Below are 15,663 nucleotides of genomic sequence, written 5' to 3'. Positions count from 1 at the left end.
AAGAATTGAAATGGCAGAAAACCGATATATGGAAACCTATCCGGTCATCGGCATTCGTCCGGTCATTGATGGCAGAAGAGGTCCCTTGGATGTGAGAGGTTCCCTGGAAGAACAGACCATGGGAATGGCATTGGCTGCAAAAAATCTTCTGGAAGAGAATTTGTTCTATGCCAATGGAGAAAAAGTATCCGTAATCATAGCAGATACTACCATTGGGGGTGTGCGGGAGGCCGCGGCCTGTGCGGAACAGTTCCGCCGTGGGGGAGTCAGAATTACGCTGACCGTAACTCCTTGCTGGTGCTATGGGGCGGAGACCATGGATATGGAAAAAGACACCTTAAAAGCGGTGTGGGGATTTAACGGAACGGAAAGGCCGGGAGCTGTTTATCTGGCAAGCGTGCTGGCTACTCACGCTCAGAAAGGTCTGCCCGCCTTTGGAATCTATGGCTATGACATTCAGGAAGCAGACGATAAGAACATCCCGGAGGAAGTAAAAGAAAAGCTGTTACGATTTGCCCGTGCAGCCGTTGCTGTGGCAACCATGAAGGGAAAAAGTTATCTTCAGATAGGGGCTGTCTGTATGGGAATCGGAGGTTCCATTGTGGACTGTGATTTTCTGGAGGATTATCTGGGAATGCGGCTGGAGTCTGTAGACGAAGTGGAGGTTTTACGCCGGATCGAGGAAGAAATCTATGATAAACAGGAATATGAGACCGCCATGGAATGGGTCAGCAGCCGAATCACAGAAGGGTTTGACAAGAATCCACCCCATATTCAAAAGAGCCGCAGTCAAAAGGATGAGGACTGGAAATTCACGGTCAAAATGATGCTGATTATTAAGGATCTGATGAATGGCAATGAACAGTTAAAGCAGAGCTTCCCGGAAGAAGCCATGGGTCATAATGCCATTGCTTCCGGGTTTCAAGGGCAGAGGCAGTGGACCGACCATTATCCCAATGCTGATTTTGCCGAAGCACTGTGCAATACCTCCTTTGACTGGAACGGAAAACGGGAACCTTACATAGTGGCAACGGAAAATGACGTGCTAAACGGCATCAGTATGCTGATCATGAAGCTGTTAACAAACCGGGCACAGTTATTTGCGGATGTCAGAACCTTCTGGTCAGAAGATGCGGTCAAAAAGGCAACCGGTTATGAGCTTACCGGAGAAGCAAAAAAGGCCGGCGGTTTTATTCATCTGATCAATTCCGGTGCAGCCTGTCTGGATGCCAGCGGGGCATCTTTGGACAAACAGGGAAATTCCGTTATGAAACCGTGGTGGGATGTGACAGAAGAGGATCAGGAGGCAATGCTTAAAGCAACCCAGTGGTGCCCGGCGGACAACGGATACTTCAGAGGAGGAGGATATTCTTCCAGATTTCTCACCGATACTTCCATGCCTGTTACCATGATTCGTCTGAATCTGATCAAGGGACTTGGTCCTGTGGTGCAGATTGCAGAAGGATGGACCATTAAGCTTCCGGGGGAGGTTTCCGACCAGCTTTGGAAACGAACGGATTATACCTGGCCCTGCACCTGGTTTGTACCGCGCTGTAATAGCACACAGGGACCGTTTGGGTCTGCCTATGGGGTCATGAACCAATGGGGAGCCAACCATGGGGCAATTAGCTACGGGCACATAGGTGCCGATATTATCACCCTGTGTTCCATGCTGCGGATACCGGTGGCAATGCATAACGTGGACCCGGAAGAAGTGTTCCGTCCAGCCGTATGGAATGCATTTGGGATGGATCAGGAAGCCGCTGATTACCGTGCATGCGAGACCTTTGGTCCCCTATATTAAGTGTTTTGATTTATATATTTTATTTAAAAGCTTTTATGCTTGAAAGCGTTAATAAAAAAAGGATTGGCACCAGGAAATCATACATCATATGGGGCTGATCAAGGGAAATGACATACCTTTAAATAAAAATTTAAAGGTATGTCATTTTTGTACAAAAAATCCTTGGGGTAAGGGGTATCGTTTATTCCTTTTTTATCAGGTGAAATTAAAACCTGATATTCTTTTCCAACAGGGAAATGCCCTGATACAAGATTGCCGATACGATGCAGAGGATTACAATTGATGTTACTACCAGGTCCATCTGGAACACCTGGCTTCCATAGATAATCAGATATCCCAGTCCCTTATTTGCTGCTAAAAATTCTCCGATGATAACGCCCACCAGACAAAGTCCGATATTGACTTTCATATTGCTGATAATCAGGGGAACTGAGCCGGGAAGCAGTACTTTAAGCAATACATCTTTCTTTTTCCCGCCAAGAGAGTAAATCAGTTTAATCTTATCCGGGTCAGTCTGGGTAAATCCGGTATGAATTGTCATAATACATCCAAACACAGCCACAGAGATAGCAGCCACAATAATTGTCTTAATATTATTTCCAAGCCACACAATCAGGATAGGTGCCAGAGCTGATTTTGGAAGGCTGTTTAACATAACAAGATAAGGTTCCAGAACTTCGGAAGCGCTGCGGCTTGCCCAGAGCAGAACAGAGATCATAAGACCAAGGGTAATGACCAGCAGAAAACTGATCAGTGTTTCCATAATCGTAATGCCTGTGTGTAAAAAGATACTTTTATCCACCAGCATTTTCCAGAAGCAGATAGTCACGCGGGAAGGCGAACTGAAAATAAAATCATTGATGATTCCAAGTCTTGCGCACAATTCCCACAGAGCCAGCAAAAGTACTAAAAGCATACTCCGCCATATCTGCACATTGCGACGGTGGAGCTTTTCTTTTTCTATAAATTCCTGTTGTGCCAATGAAGGATGTTCACTCATGTTTTTTGCAGCTCCTTCCATACCTGGTTAAAATAAACTGAAAATTCCGGCATATTTCTCCGGTGCAAAGGACTGATATCTTCTTCGCCAAAGGAAATGGGAATAATCGCTTTTAATCTTCCAGGTCTTTTTGTAAGCACAATCACCCGGTCTGCAACGCTGATTGCCTCTGATAAGTCATGAGTGATCAGAATTGCGGTTTTATGTGTGCTTTTTATAATTGAACTGATGTCATCACAAACCGATATACGGGTCTGATAATCCAGAGCGGAAAATGGTTCATCTAATAAAAGAAGGTCCGGTTCCAAGGCTAATGTACGGACCAGTGCGGCACGCTGCCGCATACCTCCTGACAGTTCAGAAGGTTTTGCATTTTCAAAATTTTCAAGTCCATAGGTTTTAAGCATGTTTTGAACTTTTTCAATGGAATTGCTGTTTTTCTTTCGTTGGATTTCAAGTCCCAGATGGGCATTACCCAGAATGGTTCTCCATTCAAACAGGTGATCTTTCTGCAGCATATAGCCAATATTTACACCGGATTCTGCCCGGGGAACGCCATTGATATAGATTTCTCCTTTGTCAGGGGTAAGCAATCCGCTGAGCAGGGAAAGAAGAGTTGATTTTCCACAGCCGGATGGTCCGACGATTGCAAGGAATTCCCCATTATCAGCAGTAAATGATATATCAGAAAGGGCCAGGGTTTCACCGTCAAGAGAATGATAGGAATAACTCAGCCCCCGAACTTCCAGTTTTGGTTTCATGGGTCCTCCTTATACTTAAAAATAATCTGGTATAATGTTATAATATGTATACAAACATGGAGTGTGAAGAGAAACGGACAGGGGAGAAGAAAAAAGGAACAGGCTTGACAGGAAGCTGAAAAAAGTGCTATAATTCCAAAGAAAATGAAAGAAAAAGACAGTTCGTTTGTACCATCCTGTCTATAAACAAAACCAGGGCTGAATTTATATATCTTACAAAGATAACCATAATTATTTTGATAATCTTCTATAAAGATAGATGAAGCAGGCACAATGGGATGCCTGCTTTTTTTTACGTCAGCCCCAAACCATGTTTGAGGAAAGGAAAGAGAATCATGTATTATTTAAAATCGGAGCAGAGCTTTGACTCCGCCCATTTTTTGGCAAACTATGATGGAAAATGCAGAAATATTCATGGTCACCGGTGGCGGGTGGTCATTGAGATTAAAAGCAGGGAGCTTAGGACCGAAGGGCAGTTAAAAGGGATGGTGGTAGACTTTTCCCAGTTAAAAAAGGACATAAAAGAAGAAACGGACTTTTTTGACCATGCGCTGATTCTGGAAGCGGGCAGTTTAAAGCAGACAGCCATGGAAGCTCTTAAAGAAGGCGGTTTCCGTTTTATTGAAGTGAATTTCCGACCCACAGCAGAATCATTTTCCCGTTATTTTTATGAACGTATGAAAGAAAAAGGATATCAGGTAGCAAGGGCATCTGTCTATGAAACACCGGATAACTGTGCTTCTTATGAGGAGGACGCTCATGGCGAATTATGAGGTGGTTGAAATCTTTGAAAGCATTAATGGGGAAGGACCTTTTGCTGGTCAGTTGGCAGTGTTTGTCCGGTTTAAAGGCTGTAACTTACGCTGCAGCTACTGTGATACGGCATGGGCAAATGAATCTTCGGCAGCCAGTATGGCTATGACGGAAGAGCAGATCTATCATGCCATTAAAGAGACCGGATATAAAAATGTAACCCTGACTGGAGGAGAACCTCTTTGCCAGCCGGAGATTTTCATTCTTCTGGAACGGTTATCCAGAGATAGAAGTCTGTCAGTGGAGATTGAAACCAATGGGAGCATGGACATTTCCAAGGTGAAAACCATTTCCAACGCCCCTTCCCTTACCATGGACTATAAACTGCCGGACAGTGGGATGGAACAACAGATGTGTTTATCCAATTTTGAACTTCTCACAGATCAGGATACCGTGAAGTTTGTTGCAGGAAGCAGAAAAGATCTGGAGAAAGCCGGAGAGATCATCGGAATCCGCCGACTGACGGATCACTGCCGGGTTTATATCAGCACAGTATTTGGAAAACTGGATTTGAAAGAAGTCGTAGAATACATGAAAGAAAAACGGATGAACGGTGTAAATTTGCAGTTACAGCTTCATAAGATCATCTGGGAACCGGAAGCAAGGGGTGTTTAAGAAAGGAAGCAGGAAATGGCAATTGATACAGAAGCGGTAAAAAAGCATGTTAAAGGACTTTTGGCGGCATTAGGAGAAGATCCGGAACGGGAAGGACTGAAAGATACCCCGCTTCGGGTAGCCCGCATGTATGAAGAGGTCTTTGAGGGAATGAATTATACCAATCATGATATTGCCCGGATGTTTTCTTCTGTATTTGAAGAGGACAGTTTCAATGGCAAGAATGGTAATGATGTGGTTTACATCAAAGATATAGAGGTATTCAGTTATTGTGAACACCATATGGCATTGATGTACGATATGAAGGTGTCCGTCGCCTATCTGCCAAAAGGAAAGGTAATCGGTCTCAGTAAGGTGGCAAGGATTGCAGATATGGTATCCAAGCGTCTTCAGTTACAGGAGAGAATTGGTGCGGATATTGCAGAAATCATGGAAGAGGTGACCGGTTCACCGGATGTGGCGGTATTCATTGAAGCGAGTCATAGCTGCATGAGCGCCAGGGGGATCAGGAATTCTTCTGCCAGAACCCATACCCGTACCCTCAGAGGAAGATTTCAGACAGAACCGGAGCTTTACGCACATATAATATAGAAGAAACGGAGAAAAAAATGAAAGCATTGGTATTATTCAGCGGTGGAATTGACAGCACAACCTGTCTTGGTATGGCTGTCTCTTTATATGGAAAGGAACAGGTATGTGCTCTTTCCTTATCTTATGGACAGAAACATACAAAGGAATTAGAAGCAGCAAAGAAAATAGCAGAGCATTACCAGGTGGAATGGATATCCATGGATTTGTCAAAGATATTTTCCTATAGCGACTGTTCCCTTTTGGAACATTCTAAAAAGGAGATCCCTCACAAATCCTATTCAGAACAGATTGATTCAGACCAGACCGGTCCTGTTTCTACTTATGTACCTTTCCGGAATGGCTTGTTCTTATCAACGGCAGCAAGCATTGCTCTGTCAAAAGGCTGCAGCGTGGTTTATTACGGCGCTCATGGTGATGATGCGGCTGGCAATGCCTATCCCGATTGCAGCAGTGAATTTCAGGATGCCATGAATCAGGCAGTTTATATAGGAAGCGGAAACCTGGTCAGGCTGGAGGCTCCATTTGTCTTGGCAACAAAAGCCGATGTAGTAAAAAAAGGACTGGAGCTGCATGTACCCTATGAACTGACCTGGAGCTGTTACGAAGGCGGGGAAGAGCCTTGCGGAGTCTGCGGAACCTGTATTGACCGGGCAGCAGCATTTGAAAAGAACGAAATCATGGATCCGGCAGCAGCCATAAAAGGAGAAGCGTGATGACAGGAAGAGACAGGAACGAAGAAAAAGAGATCACTCTCTTAGGAAATCAGAACACCAGATATGCCATGGATTATGCACCAGAGATTTTAGAGGCGTTTTCCAACAAACATCCGGACCGGGATTATTTTGTCAAATTTAATTGCCCCGAATTTACCAGTCTGTGTCCCATGACCGGACAGCCTGATTTTGCAAATATCATTATTTCCTATGTTCCCGGGGAAAAGATGGTGGAAAGCAAATCATTAAAGCTTTATCTGTTCAGTTTCCGCAATCATGGGGATTTTCATGAAGACTGTGTCAATATCATCATGGATGATTTAATTGAGCTGATGAATCCCAAATACATAGAAGTATGGGGGAAATTCACTCCAAGAGGCGGAATCTCCATTGATCCTTACTGCAATTACGGCAGACCAGGAACACCATGGGAAAATGTGGCTTTTACCAGGTTGTCCAATCACGATCTCTATCCGGAGAAAGTTGACAACAGGTAAAAGATAGAAAAACCCCTTGCATTAAGAAATAATTGGTGCTATACTATTTAGGATAACAAGACAGTATGACTGATGAAGAGTGGGCGAAAGTCCACTCTTTCAATTTGTTTGGAAAGGTGGGTTGATCATGGCAAAAAGAGAAGAATATGAGTCAAAGACAGAAAGCTTTTTGATGCCTCTGATGAAAGAGAATAACTTTGAACTGGTTGATGTGGAATATGTTAAGGAAGCAGGAAACTGGTATTTACGGGCATACATTGACAAAGAAGGCGGAATTACCGTTGATGATTGTGAGATTGTCAGCCGCCGTCTGGGAGAATGGCTTGATGAAAAAGACTTTATTGAAGACAGCTATATTTTGGAAGTAAGTTCTCCAGGACTTGGAAGACCCTTAAAAAAAGATAAAGATTTTGACAGAAGCATTGGGCAAGAGGTCGATATCAGATTATACAGCCCAATGAATAAGCAAAAAGATTTTACAGGTACACTTGTATCATATAATAAAGAGCATGTGACAATCACCCAGGAAGATGGAACAGAACTCGTGTTTGACCGTCCGGCAATCGCATTAATCCGGCTGGCCTTTGATTTCTAAACAGTAAGAGATATTAGGAGGATAAAAAAATGAATAAGGAACTGTTAGAAGCACTGAATATTCTGGAAAAGGAGAATAACATCAGTAAGGAAACCCTGCTGGAAGCAATTGAGAATTCTCTCCTGACAGCGTGCAAGAATCACTTCGGGAAAGCGGATAATGTTAAGGTTACCATCAATCATGATACCTGTGATTTTCATGTTTTTGCAGAAAAAGAAGTGGTTGAAACAGTTGAAGATCCTCTGCTGCAGATTAGCCTTGCAGATGCAAAGATGGCAGATCCCAAGTATGATTTAGGCGATGTGATCCGCTGCCAGATTGATTCAAAAAAGTTCGGAAGAATTGCAACACAGAATGCCAAGAACGTAATCTTGCAGAAGATCCGGGAAGAAGGCAGAAAATCTCTTTATAATGACTGGTATTGCCAGGAAAGAGAAGTGGTTACTGGAATTGTGCAGAGATATTTAGGCAAAAATGTAAGCATTAACCTGGGAAAAGTCGATGCCATTTTAAATGAAACCGAGATGGTTAAGAGCGAAGTATTTAAAGCCACAGAACGAATCAAGGTTCTTGTTTTGGAAGTAAAGGATACACCAAAAGGACCAAGAATTTCTGTTTCCAGAACCCATCCGGACCTTGTGAAACGTCTGTTTGAATCAGAGGTTGCAGAAGTAAAGGACGGAACCGTAGAGATCAAAGCGATTGCAAGAGAAGCAGGTTCCAGAACCAAGATTGCAGTGAAATCCAATGAAGCCAATGTTGATCCGGTGGGTGCATGTGTCGGATTAAATGGTGCCAGAGTGAATTCCATTGTCAATGAATTAAGAGGCGAGAAGATTGATATCATTAACTGGGATGAGAATCCGGCGTATCTGATTGAGAATGCCTTAAGCCCTGCAAAAGTGATCTGTGTGGTTGCGGATGAGGAATCAAAAGAAGCGCAGGTGATTGTACCGGATTATCAGTTATCTCTTGCGATTGGTAAGGAAGGCCAGAACGCCAGACTTGCAGCAAGACTGACTGGATTTAAGATTGACATTAAGAGCGAAACACAGGCAAGAGAACTGGGACTTTTTGAAGAACTGGGACTGGAGTATCAGGACCCTGGTGCACCATATGAAGAAGTTGGCAGTGACTATAAGGAAGGCGGTGACGGGGAGACATCAGACTACCCGGTAGAGTATCAGGACAACAGCCAGAACGGCGATTACCAGGAATAAAGAAAACAGGAAGTGATGGAAGCGTGAGTACAAAAAAAATACCCCTCAGACAGTGTATCGGCTGTGGTGAGATGAAAAATAAAAAAGAGATGATTCGTGTGCTGAAAACCTCGGAAGATGAGATTATTCTTGATGCAACAGGACGTAAGAACGGGCGTGGGGCTTATCTTTGTCCTTCTATGGAATGTTTTAAGAAGGCAGTGAAGAATAAGGGTTTGGAGCGCTCCTTTAAGATGGCGATTCCGAAAGAAGTATATGAATCATTGGAAAAGGAGATGGAACAGTTTGGATAACAGACAAAAGATCCTGAATCTGATTGGTCTGGCAACCAAAGCAGGAAAAACTGCCAGCGGGGAATTCATGACAGAAAAATCTGTAAAAACAGGAAAAGCATCATTAGTAATTGTTTCAGAGGAAGCCTCAGAAAATACGAAAAAGATGTTTACTAACATGTGTACTTATTATCAGATTCCTATCTACTTCTTTGCAAGTAAGAATGAACTGGGCCGCGCCATGGGAAAAGAGATGAGGGCATCTCTTGTTATCGTGGATAATGGATTTGCTAAGGCAGTCATGAAACTAATGAATACAATGGTTGGTAGTGAGTGTAAAAAAGAACCTTCACCTCTAACCGCATGTGCTGTAGAGTGCGCACAGAATGGAGGAAAACATGAGAGTATATGATCTGGCAAAGGAACTTGGAAAAGACAGTAGTAAGGAGATCCTGGATATTTTGGAAAAGCATAGTATAAATTTAAAAAGTTCTTCTAATATTTCGGAAGAGCAGGCATCAATTGTAAAAAAGGAAATTGGCGGGTATAATAAGAGTAACTCTGCGGGACATTCTGAGGCACAGGCTGGAGAAGATCCAGATGCTCCAAAGAAGAAAATCGCAGCAGTATTCCGTCCACAGAATGCACAGATGAAACCTCAGGGACAAAGAGGAAATACAAGACCAGCTCAGAATTCCAACCCATCACAAAGAGATTATTCTGCAAGGAATCCACAGGTAAGAGAGCAGTCCGCCTCACCTGCTACGGGAGAAACCGGAAGTGTACAGCATGCGCCTGGTTCTGAAACAGCAAGACCGGAAGGTCAGGGCTATCAGGGAAACAGACCGCAGAGTCAGGGTTACCAGGGCAACCGACCACAGGGTCAGGGCTATCAGGGAAACAGACCGCAGGGTCAGGGCTATCAGGGCAACCGTGACGGAAGACCGCAGGGTCAGGGTTATCAGGGCAACCGTGACGGAAGACCGCAGGGTCAGGGTTATCAGGGCAACCGTGATGGAAGACCACAGGGTCAGGGCGGTTATCAGGGAAACAGACCACAAGGCCAGGGCGGCTACCAGGGCAACCGGCCACAGGGTCAGGGCGGTTATCAGGGAAACAGACCACAAGGCCAGGGTGGCTACCAGGGAAACAGACCACAGGGCCAGGGTGGTTACCAGGGCAACCGGCCACAGGGTCAGGGTGGTTACCAGGGAAACAGACCGCAGGGCCAGGGTGGTTACCAGGGAAACAGACCACAGGGCCAGGGTGGTTACCAGGGAAACAGACCGCAGGGCCAGGGTGGTTACCAGGGAAACAGACCGCAGGGCCAGGGCGGTTACCAGGGCAACCGGCCACAGGGTCAGGGCGGTTACCAGGGCAACAGACCACAGGGTCAGGGCGGCTATCAGGGTAACCGTGACGGAAGACCGCAGGGGCAGGGCGGCTATCAGGGCAACCGTGATAACCGTGGAGGAAGACCACAGGGTCAGGGTGGTCCTCGTACCGGCAGAGATGGTGCACCAAAGAATTTTGATACACCAATCCAGGCAAAGCCTACCAGCAACAGAGGCGTAAAGAACTCTTACAAGAACGGCAGATTTGATAAGAGAGATAAAGATGAAGATACAAAAGGCAAGACAGCAGGCAAAGGCTTAAAGGCAGGAATTCATCCTCCGGTTCATAAAGAAGCGAAGGTAGAAGAGATCAAAACAATTACGATTCCAGAGGTTTTAACAATCAAGGAGCTGGCAGAAAGCATGAAACTGCAGCCTTCTGCAATTGTAAAAAAACTGTTTTTACAGGGAAAAGTTGTTACACTGAACTCTGATATTACATTTGAGCAGGCAGAAGAAATTGCAATGGAATACGAAGTTCTGTGCGAAAAGGAAATTAAAATAGATGTAATTGAAGAGTTGTTAAAAGAGGAAGAGGAAGATGAGAAGGATATGGTTTCCAGACCGCCGGTTGTCTGCGTTATGGGGCATGTCGATCATGGTAAAACTTCTCTTCTTGATGCGATCCGTCAGACCAGTGTAACTTCCAGAGAAGCTGGTGGTATCACACAGCATATCGGTGCGTATACAGTAGAAGTTAACGGACAGAAGATCACATTTTTAGATACTCCAGGACATGAAGCGTTTACCGCTATGCGTATGAGAGGCGCTCAGTCTACTGATATAGCAATATTAGTGGTTGCTGCTGATGATGGTGTTATGCCTCAGACCATTGAGGCAATTAATCATGCCAAAGCAGCAGGAGTTGAAATCATTGTTGCAATCAATAAGATTGACAAACCAAGTGCCAATATAGAACGTGCAAAACAGGAATTATCTGAGCATGAACTGATTGCAGAAGATTGGGGCGGGAGCACCATCTTTGTTCCGGTATCTGCTCATACAAAAGAAGGAATCAAAGAGCTTTTAGAGATGGTTCTTCTTACAGCAGAAGTAAAAGAGTTAAAAGCCAATCCAAACCGTACTGCAAGAGGTCTGATCATTGAGGCAGAGCTTGACAAGGGAAAAGGTCCTGTTGCTACCGTTCTGGTACAGAAGGGTACTCTTCATGTAGGTGATACTGTCGCTGCTGGTTCCTGTTATGGTAAAGTGCGTGCCATGATGGATGATAAGGGCCGCAGAGTGAAAGAAGCTGGTCCATCGACTCCGGTAGAAATTTTAGGCTTAAACGATGTTCCCAATGCAGGAGAAGTTTTAGTTGGAACAGAGAATGAAAAGGAAGCAAGAACTTTTGCTGAGACATTTATTTCCGAAGGAAAGAATAAATTACTGGAAGATACAAAAGCTAAGTTATCATTGGATGATTTATTCAGCCAGATCAAAGCAGGCAATATAAAAGAACTGCCGATTATTGTGAAGGCTGATGTACAGGGATCTGTAGAAGCAGTAAAACAGAGTCTTGTTAAGCTTTCCAATGAAGAAGTTATGGTTAAAGTGATTCATGGTGGTGTAGGTGCCATCAATGAATCTGATGTATCCCTGGCTTCCGCATCCAATGCAATTATCATCGGTTTTAACGTAAGACCAGATGTGACGGCAAAATCCATTGCGGACCGGGAAAAAGTTGATATGAGACTCTACAAGGTAATCTATCAGGCAATTGCAGATGTGGAATCAGCCATGAAGGGAATGCTTGATCCGATCTTCGAAGAACAGATCATCGGTCATGCGATTGTCCGCCAGACATTCAAGGCATCCGGTGTAGGTACAATTGCCGGTTCTTATGTAATGGATGGAAAGTTCACCAGAGGCTGCAGCGTACGCATCACAAGAGCAGGAGAGAAAGTTTACGAAGGACCGCTGGCTTCCTTAAAGAGATTTAAAGATGATGTAAAGGAAGTTTCAACCGGTTATGAATGTGGTCTTGTATTCGAGAAATTTAACGATATTCAGGAAGACGATATGATTGAAGCATTTGCCATGGTAGAAGTTCCCCGCTAAGAACTCCTCGTGGAATTTAAAGAGATGAGCCCGTATATGCGGGCTGATCTTTTTGAATATGCGTCAGAAGTGCGAAAGGAATAATATGCGTAAAAACAGTATAAAGAATACAAGAATCAATATGGAAGTTCAGAGAGAATTAAGTGAGATTATCCGTTTGGGAATTAAGGATCCGAGAATCCACCCGATGACAACCGTTGTATCCGTTGAAGTCACTCCAGATTTAAAATTCTGCAAAGCTTATGTCAGTATTTTAGGAAATGAAGAGGCAGGAAAAGCAACGATTGAAGGTCTTAAAAGTGCAGAAGGATATATTCGCCGGGAACTGGCAAGAAGAATCAATCTGCGCAATACACCGGAGATTAAATTTATTCTGGATCAGTCCATTGAGTATGGCGTTAACATGTCAAAGCTTATTGACGAGGTTACAAAAGACATCAAAGATTAAGGAGGTGCAACCTTGAGTACCCTTGATACAATCCTTAAAGATGTAAAGAATACGGCTATTATCGGCCATATCCGCCCGGACGGGGACTGCATTGGTTCCTGTCTGGCGGTTTACAACTATTTAAATGAGAACTATCCCGATGTGGAGGCAGTGGTATATTTAGAGACTCCTTCGGAGAAATTTGCGTACTTAAAGAATTTTGAACGCATTGTCAGTGATTTTTCAAAAGACAGGACATATGATCTGTGTATCTGCCTTGACTGCAGTGATACCCTTCGGCTTGGGGAAGCAGTCAGATACTTAAAAGCTGCAAAAAAGAGTGTTTGTGTGGATCACCATATTACCAATCTTAAATATGCACAGGAGAATTTTGTGGAAGTGGAATCCAGTTCCACCTGCGAAGTGCTGTTTGGTTTATTGGAAGAAGAAAAGATCAGTAAAGATGTGGCGGAATGTATTTACACGGGAATCATTCACGATACCGGCGTATTTAAATATGACTGTACCTCCAGAAGAACCATGGAGATTGCAGGAAAAATGATGGAAAAGGGAATCGACTTTTCCAGGATTATAGATGATAGTTTTTACCGAAAGACTTACATTCAGAACCAGATTCTTGGAAGAGCGCTGCTGGAGAGTATTGCGTTTCATGATGGCCGCTGTATTTTCAGCGTAATCGGGAAAAAGGATATGGATTTTTATGGAGTTTCCAGCGGAGATATGGATGGAATCATTGACCAGCTCCGGATTACCCAGGGAGTGGAATGTGCCATATTCATGTATGAAACAGCTTGTCGGGAATACAAAGTAAGCCTGCGTTCCACTACAGATCTTGATGTGAGCAGGATTGCTGTCTATTTTGGCGGCGGCGGACATAAAAAGGCTGCTGGCTGCACGATGGCAGGAAATGTTCATGATGTAATCAACAATCTGTCCGATCAGATTGTAAAACAGCTTAATTAGGAGATCAGGCAATGGCAGACGGCATTATCAATGTTTATAAGGAACAAGGTTTTACCTCTCATGACGTCGTAGCGAAAATGAGAGGTATTTTAAAGCAGAAAAAGATAGGGCATACAGGAACCCTGGACCCGATGGCAGAGGGAGTGCTTCCTGTCTGTCTGGGAAAGGCAACCAAGCTTTGTGATATGCTGACTGACAAAACCAAAACCTATGAAGCCGTTATGCTCTTAGGCAGAGAAACCGATACCCAGGATGTGACCGGCAGGATTTTGGAAGAATATGCAGTAGAAGTAAGCGAGGCAGAGGTACAGGAAGCGGTTGTCAGCTTTTTAGGTCCCTACGATCAGATACCGCCCATGTATTCCGCTTTGAAAGTAGGCGGAAAAAAGTTATATGAATTAGCAAGAGAAGGAAAAGAAATCGAACGAAAAGCAAGACCAGTGGAAATATTGGAAATTCAAGTGAACCGGATAGAACTCCCCAGGGTTACCATGACGGTAACCTGTTCCAAGGGAACTTACATCCGGACACTTTGTTATGATATAGGAAGGAAATTAGGATGCGGAGGGTGTATGGAATCACTTGTCCGGACCCGCGTTTCCAACTTCTCTCTGGAAGAAAGTCTGACTCTCTCTCAGATTGAAGAGCTTCGGGATAGAGGGGAACTGGAAGAACACATTCTTGCGGTGGACAAGGTGTTTGAAGAGTATCCCCTATTGGTTATGGATGAGAGTTATGATAAGCTGGTTCATAATGGAAATCCTATTTACAGGCATCAGGCATTGGGCGATTATGAGATGGAACAGGGTCCGGTGAGAGTTTATGACAGCTTAAGACAGTTTATAGGAATTTATGAGCCGGGAAAAGAACGGGACTTACTAAAGCCTCAAAAGGTATTTCTGGGAGGAAATTAAAGATGGAGTATATAACCGGAACCAGAGAATTTCACATAGAAGAACCGGCAGTAGTAACGTTAGGAAAATTTGACGGACGGCATATCGGTCATCAGAAACTGTTAAAGAAGATGGCGGAAGTAAAGAAAGAAAAAGGATATAAGATTGCGGTTTTTACCTTTGATACGGCTCCTCTTTCTCTGGGAACAAACGGTCCCCAGAGAGTCATAACTACCAATCTGGAAAGAAAAAACAATCTGGAGAAGATTGGAATTGATTATCTGGTGGAATACCCATTTACAGATGAGACGGCTCGTATGGAGCCAGAGGAGTTTGTCAGAAATATATTGATCCGGCAGATGAATGCAAAAACCATTGTGGTAGGAACAGACTGTACGTTTGGCTATAAGGGCGCTGGAAAAGCAGAGCATTTATATCAGTGGAAAGACCGTTATGGGTATGAGCTGATTGTGATACCCAAAAAGAGGGATGATCACAGGGATATCAGCAGTACCTATATTAGGGAACTGCTGGATGCCGGGAACATGGAAAAGGCAAATGAGCTTCTGGGAGAAGCGTATGCTATTCATGGCGTTGTTGTTCACGGCAACCACTTAGGAGGGCCTGTTCTGGGATTTCCCACAGCCAACATCATACCCGAACCGGAAAAACATCTGCCTGCATTCGGGGTATACGTCTCCAGAGTTTATATTGACGGCACATATTATGGAGGGGTTACGAACCTGGGGAAGAAGCCAACGGTAAAAGGAGATTCCCCTGTAGGAATAGAAACTTACATTTATGGTATAAATAAGGATATTTATGGAAAGAATATAGAAGTACAGCTATTGCACTTCATCCGTCCGGAACGGAAATTTGACGGATTGGAGCAGTTAAAAGTGCAAATAGAAAAAGACAGGGATTACGGAAAACAGTATCTGGAACAACTGTCAGAGCAGTAAGAACCGAAATATAAGAAAAAGGCGGTAGATCCGCCAGGTTCACAATTAATAACTTGCGAAG

At 44.0% G+C, this 15,663-nt stretch carries 17 protein-coding genes; 15 read left to right on the top strand and 2 right to left on the bottom strand.

Annotated elements, in window-relative coordinates; all coding sequences use genetic code 11:
• Positions 1 to 10: 10 nt before the first annotated feature.
• Positions 11 to 1,804 carry an L-fucose isomerase gene (locus FAY33_RS10895; protein ID WP_143321259.1) on the top strand — a complete coding sequence of 598 codons (1,794 nt, stop codon included), beginning with the start codon at positions 11 to 13 and terminating at the stop codon, positions 1,802 to 1,804.
• Between the two features lie 205 nt (positions 1,805 to 2,009).
• Here the strand turns inward: FAY33_RS10895 and FAY33_RS10890 are convergent, their stop codons facing one another.
• Together FAY33_RS10890 and FAY33_RS10885 are read right to left on the bottom strand one after the other, a co-directional pair.
• Positions 2,010 to 2,804 (bottom strand): ABC transporter permease, encoded by a 795-nt coding sequence (locus tag FAY33_RS10890; protein ID WP_143321258.1) that lies wholly within the window; start codon positions 2,802 to 2,804, stop codon positions 2,010 to 2,012.
• Positions 2,801 to 3,565, bottom strand: coding sequence for an ATP-binding cassette domain-containing protein (locus FAY33_RS10885; protein ID WP_143321257.1), 765 nt, complete (start codon positions 3,563 to 3,565; stop codon positions 2,801 to 2,803). The genes FAY33_RS10890 and FAY33_RS10885 overlap by 4 nt, the downstream gene beginning before the upstream one ends.
• A 335-nt stretch (positions 3,566 to 3,900) precedes the next feature.
• Between FAY33_RS10885 and queD the strand changes: the two genes are divergently transcribed.
• From queD to FAY33_RS10815, 14 genes are all read left to right on the top strand, one after another.
• A complete protein-coding gene (gene queD, locus FAY33_RS10880) occupies positions 3,901 to 4,338 on the top strand; it encodes a 6-carboxytetrahydropterin synthase QueD (RefSeq protein WP_143321256.1) in 438 nt (145 codons plus the stop codon).
• A complete protein-coding gene (gene queE / locus FAY33_RS10875; protein ID WP_143321255.1) occupies positions 4,325 to 4,993 on the top strand; it encodes a putative 7-carboxy-7-deazaguanine synthase QueE in 669 nt (222 codons plus the stop codon). The genes queD and queE overlap by 14 nt, the downstream gene beginning before the upstream one ends.
• A gap of 15 nt (positions 4,994 to 5,008) precedes the next feature.
• Positions 5,009 to 5,584, top strand: a complete 576-nt coding sequence (gene folE, locus FAY33_RS10870; RefSeq protein ID WP_143321254.1) for a GTP cyclohydrolase I FolE — start codon at positions 5,009 to 5,011, stop codon at positions 5,582 to 5,584.
• Between the two features lie 17 nt (positions 5,585 to 5,601).
• Positions 5,602 to 6,297 (top strand): 7-cyano-7-deazaguanine synthase QueC, encoded by a 696-nt coding sequence (queC, locus tag FAY33_RS10865; protein WP_143321253.1) that lies wholly within the window; start codon positions 5,602 to 5,604, stop codon positions 6,295 to 6,297.
• Positions 6,297 to 6,794 carry a preQ(1) synthase gene (queF, locus tag FAY33_RS10860; RefSeq protein WP_143321252.1) on the top strand — a complete coding sequence of 166 codons (498 nt, stop codon included), beginning with the start codon at positions 6,297 to 6,299 and terminating at the stop codon, positions 6,792 to 6,794. Before queC ends, queF begins: the two co-directional genes overlap by 1 nt.
• Before the next feature lie 127 nt (positions 6,795 to 6,921).
• Positions 6,922 to 7,389: a ribosome maturation factor RimP gene (gene rimP, locus FAY33_RS10855; RefSeq protein ID WP_143321251.1), complete on the top strand. Its 468-nt coding sequence runs from the start codon at positions 6,922 to 6,924 to the stop codon at positions 7,387 to 7,389.
• A gap of 29 nt (positions 7,390 to 7,418) precedes the next feature.
• The gene (gene nusA, locus FAY33_RS10850) at positions 7,419 to 8,609 is read left to right on the top strand and encodes a transcription termination factor NusA (protein ID WP_143321250.1); all 1,191 of its coding nucleotides are present in this window, start codon (positions 7,419 to 7,421) and stop codon (positions 8,607 to 8,609) included.
• Positions 8,610 to 8,632: 23 nt separating this feature from the next.
• A complete protein-coding gene (locus FAY33_RS10845; RefSeq protein ID WP_143321249.1) occupies positions 8,633 to 8,902 on the top strand; it encodes a YlxR family protein in 270 nt (89 codons plus the stop codon).
• Positions 8,895 to 9,293 (top strand): ribosomal L7Ae/L30e/S12e/Gadd45 family protein, encoded by a 399-nt coding sequence (locus FAY33_RS10840; RefSeq protein ID WP_143321248.1) that lies wholly within the window; start codon positions 8,895 to 8,897, stop codon positions 9,291 to 9,293. The genes FAY33_RS10845 and FAY33_RS10840 overlap by 8 nt, the downstream gene beginning before the upstream one ends.
• A complete protein-coding gene (gene infB, locus FAY33_RS10835) occupies positions 9,280 to 12,336 on the top strand; it encodes a translation initiation factor IF-2 (protein ID WP_143321247.1) in 3,057 nt (1,018 codons plus the stop codon). Before FAY33_RS10840 ends, infB begins: the two co-directional genes overlap by 14 nt.
• Before the next feature lie 85 nt (positions 12,337 to 12,421).
• Complete coding sequence (gene rbfA, locus FAY33_RS10830) at positions 12,422 to 12,784, top strand: 30S ribosome-binding factor RbfA (protein ID WP_143321246.1); 363 nt, start codon at positions 12,422 to 12,424, stop codon at positions 12,782 to 12,784.
• Positions 12,785 to 12,796: 12 nt separating this feature from the next.
• Complete coding sequence (locus FAY33_RS10825) at positions 12,797 to 13,747, top strand: DHH family phosphoesterase (protein ID WP_143321245.1); 951 nt, start codon at positions 12,797 to 12,799, stop codon at positions 13,745 to 13,747.
• 11 nt (positions 13,748 to 13,758) lie between these two features.
• On the top strand, positions 13,759 to 14,661 hold the full coding sequence (truB, locus tag FAY33_RS10820) for a tRNA pseudouridine(55) synthase TruB (protein ID WP_143321244.1): 903 nt from the start codon (positions 13,759 to 13,761) through the stop codon (positions 14,659 to 14,661).
• A gap of 2 nt (positions 14,662 to 14,663) precedes the next feature.
• Positions 14,664 to 15,602 (top strand): bifunctional riboflavin kinase/FAD synthetase, encoded by a 939-nt coding sequence (locus FAY33_RS10815; protein WP_143321243.1) that lies wholly within the window; start codon positions 14,664 to 14,666, stop codon positions 15,600 to 15,602.
• Positions 15,603 to 15,663: the final 61 nt, after the last annotated feature.

The sequence above is a fragment of the Clostridium sp. HBUAS56010 genome (assembly GCF_007115105.1).
In the GTDB taxonomy this organism is placed as follows: domain Bacteria; phylum Bacillota; class Clostridia; order Lachnospirales; family Lachnospiraceae; genus Lacrimispora.
Note: the sequence above shows the minus strand (reverse complement) of the source record. Positions and strands in the feature narration are given on the sequence as shown.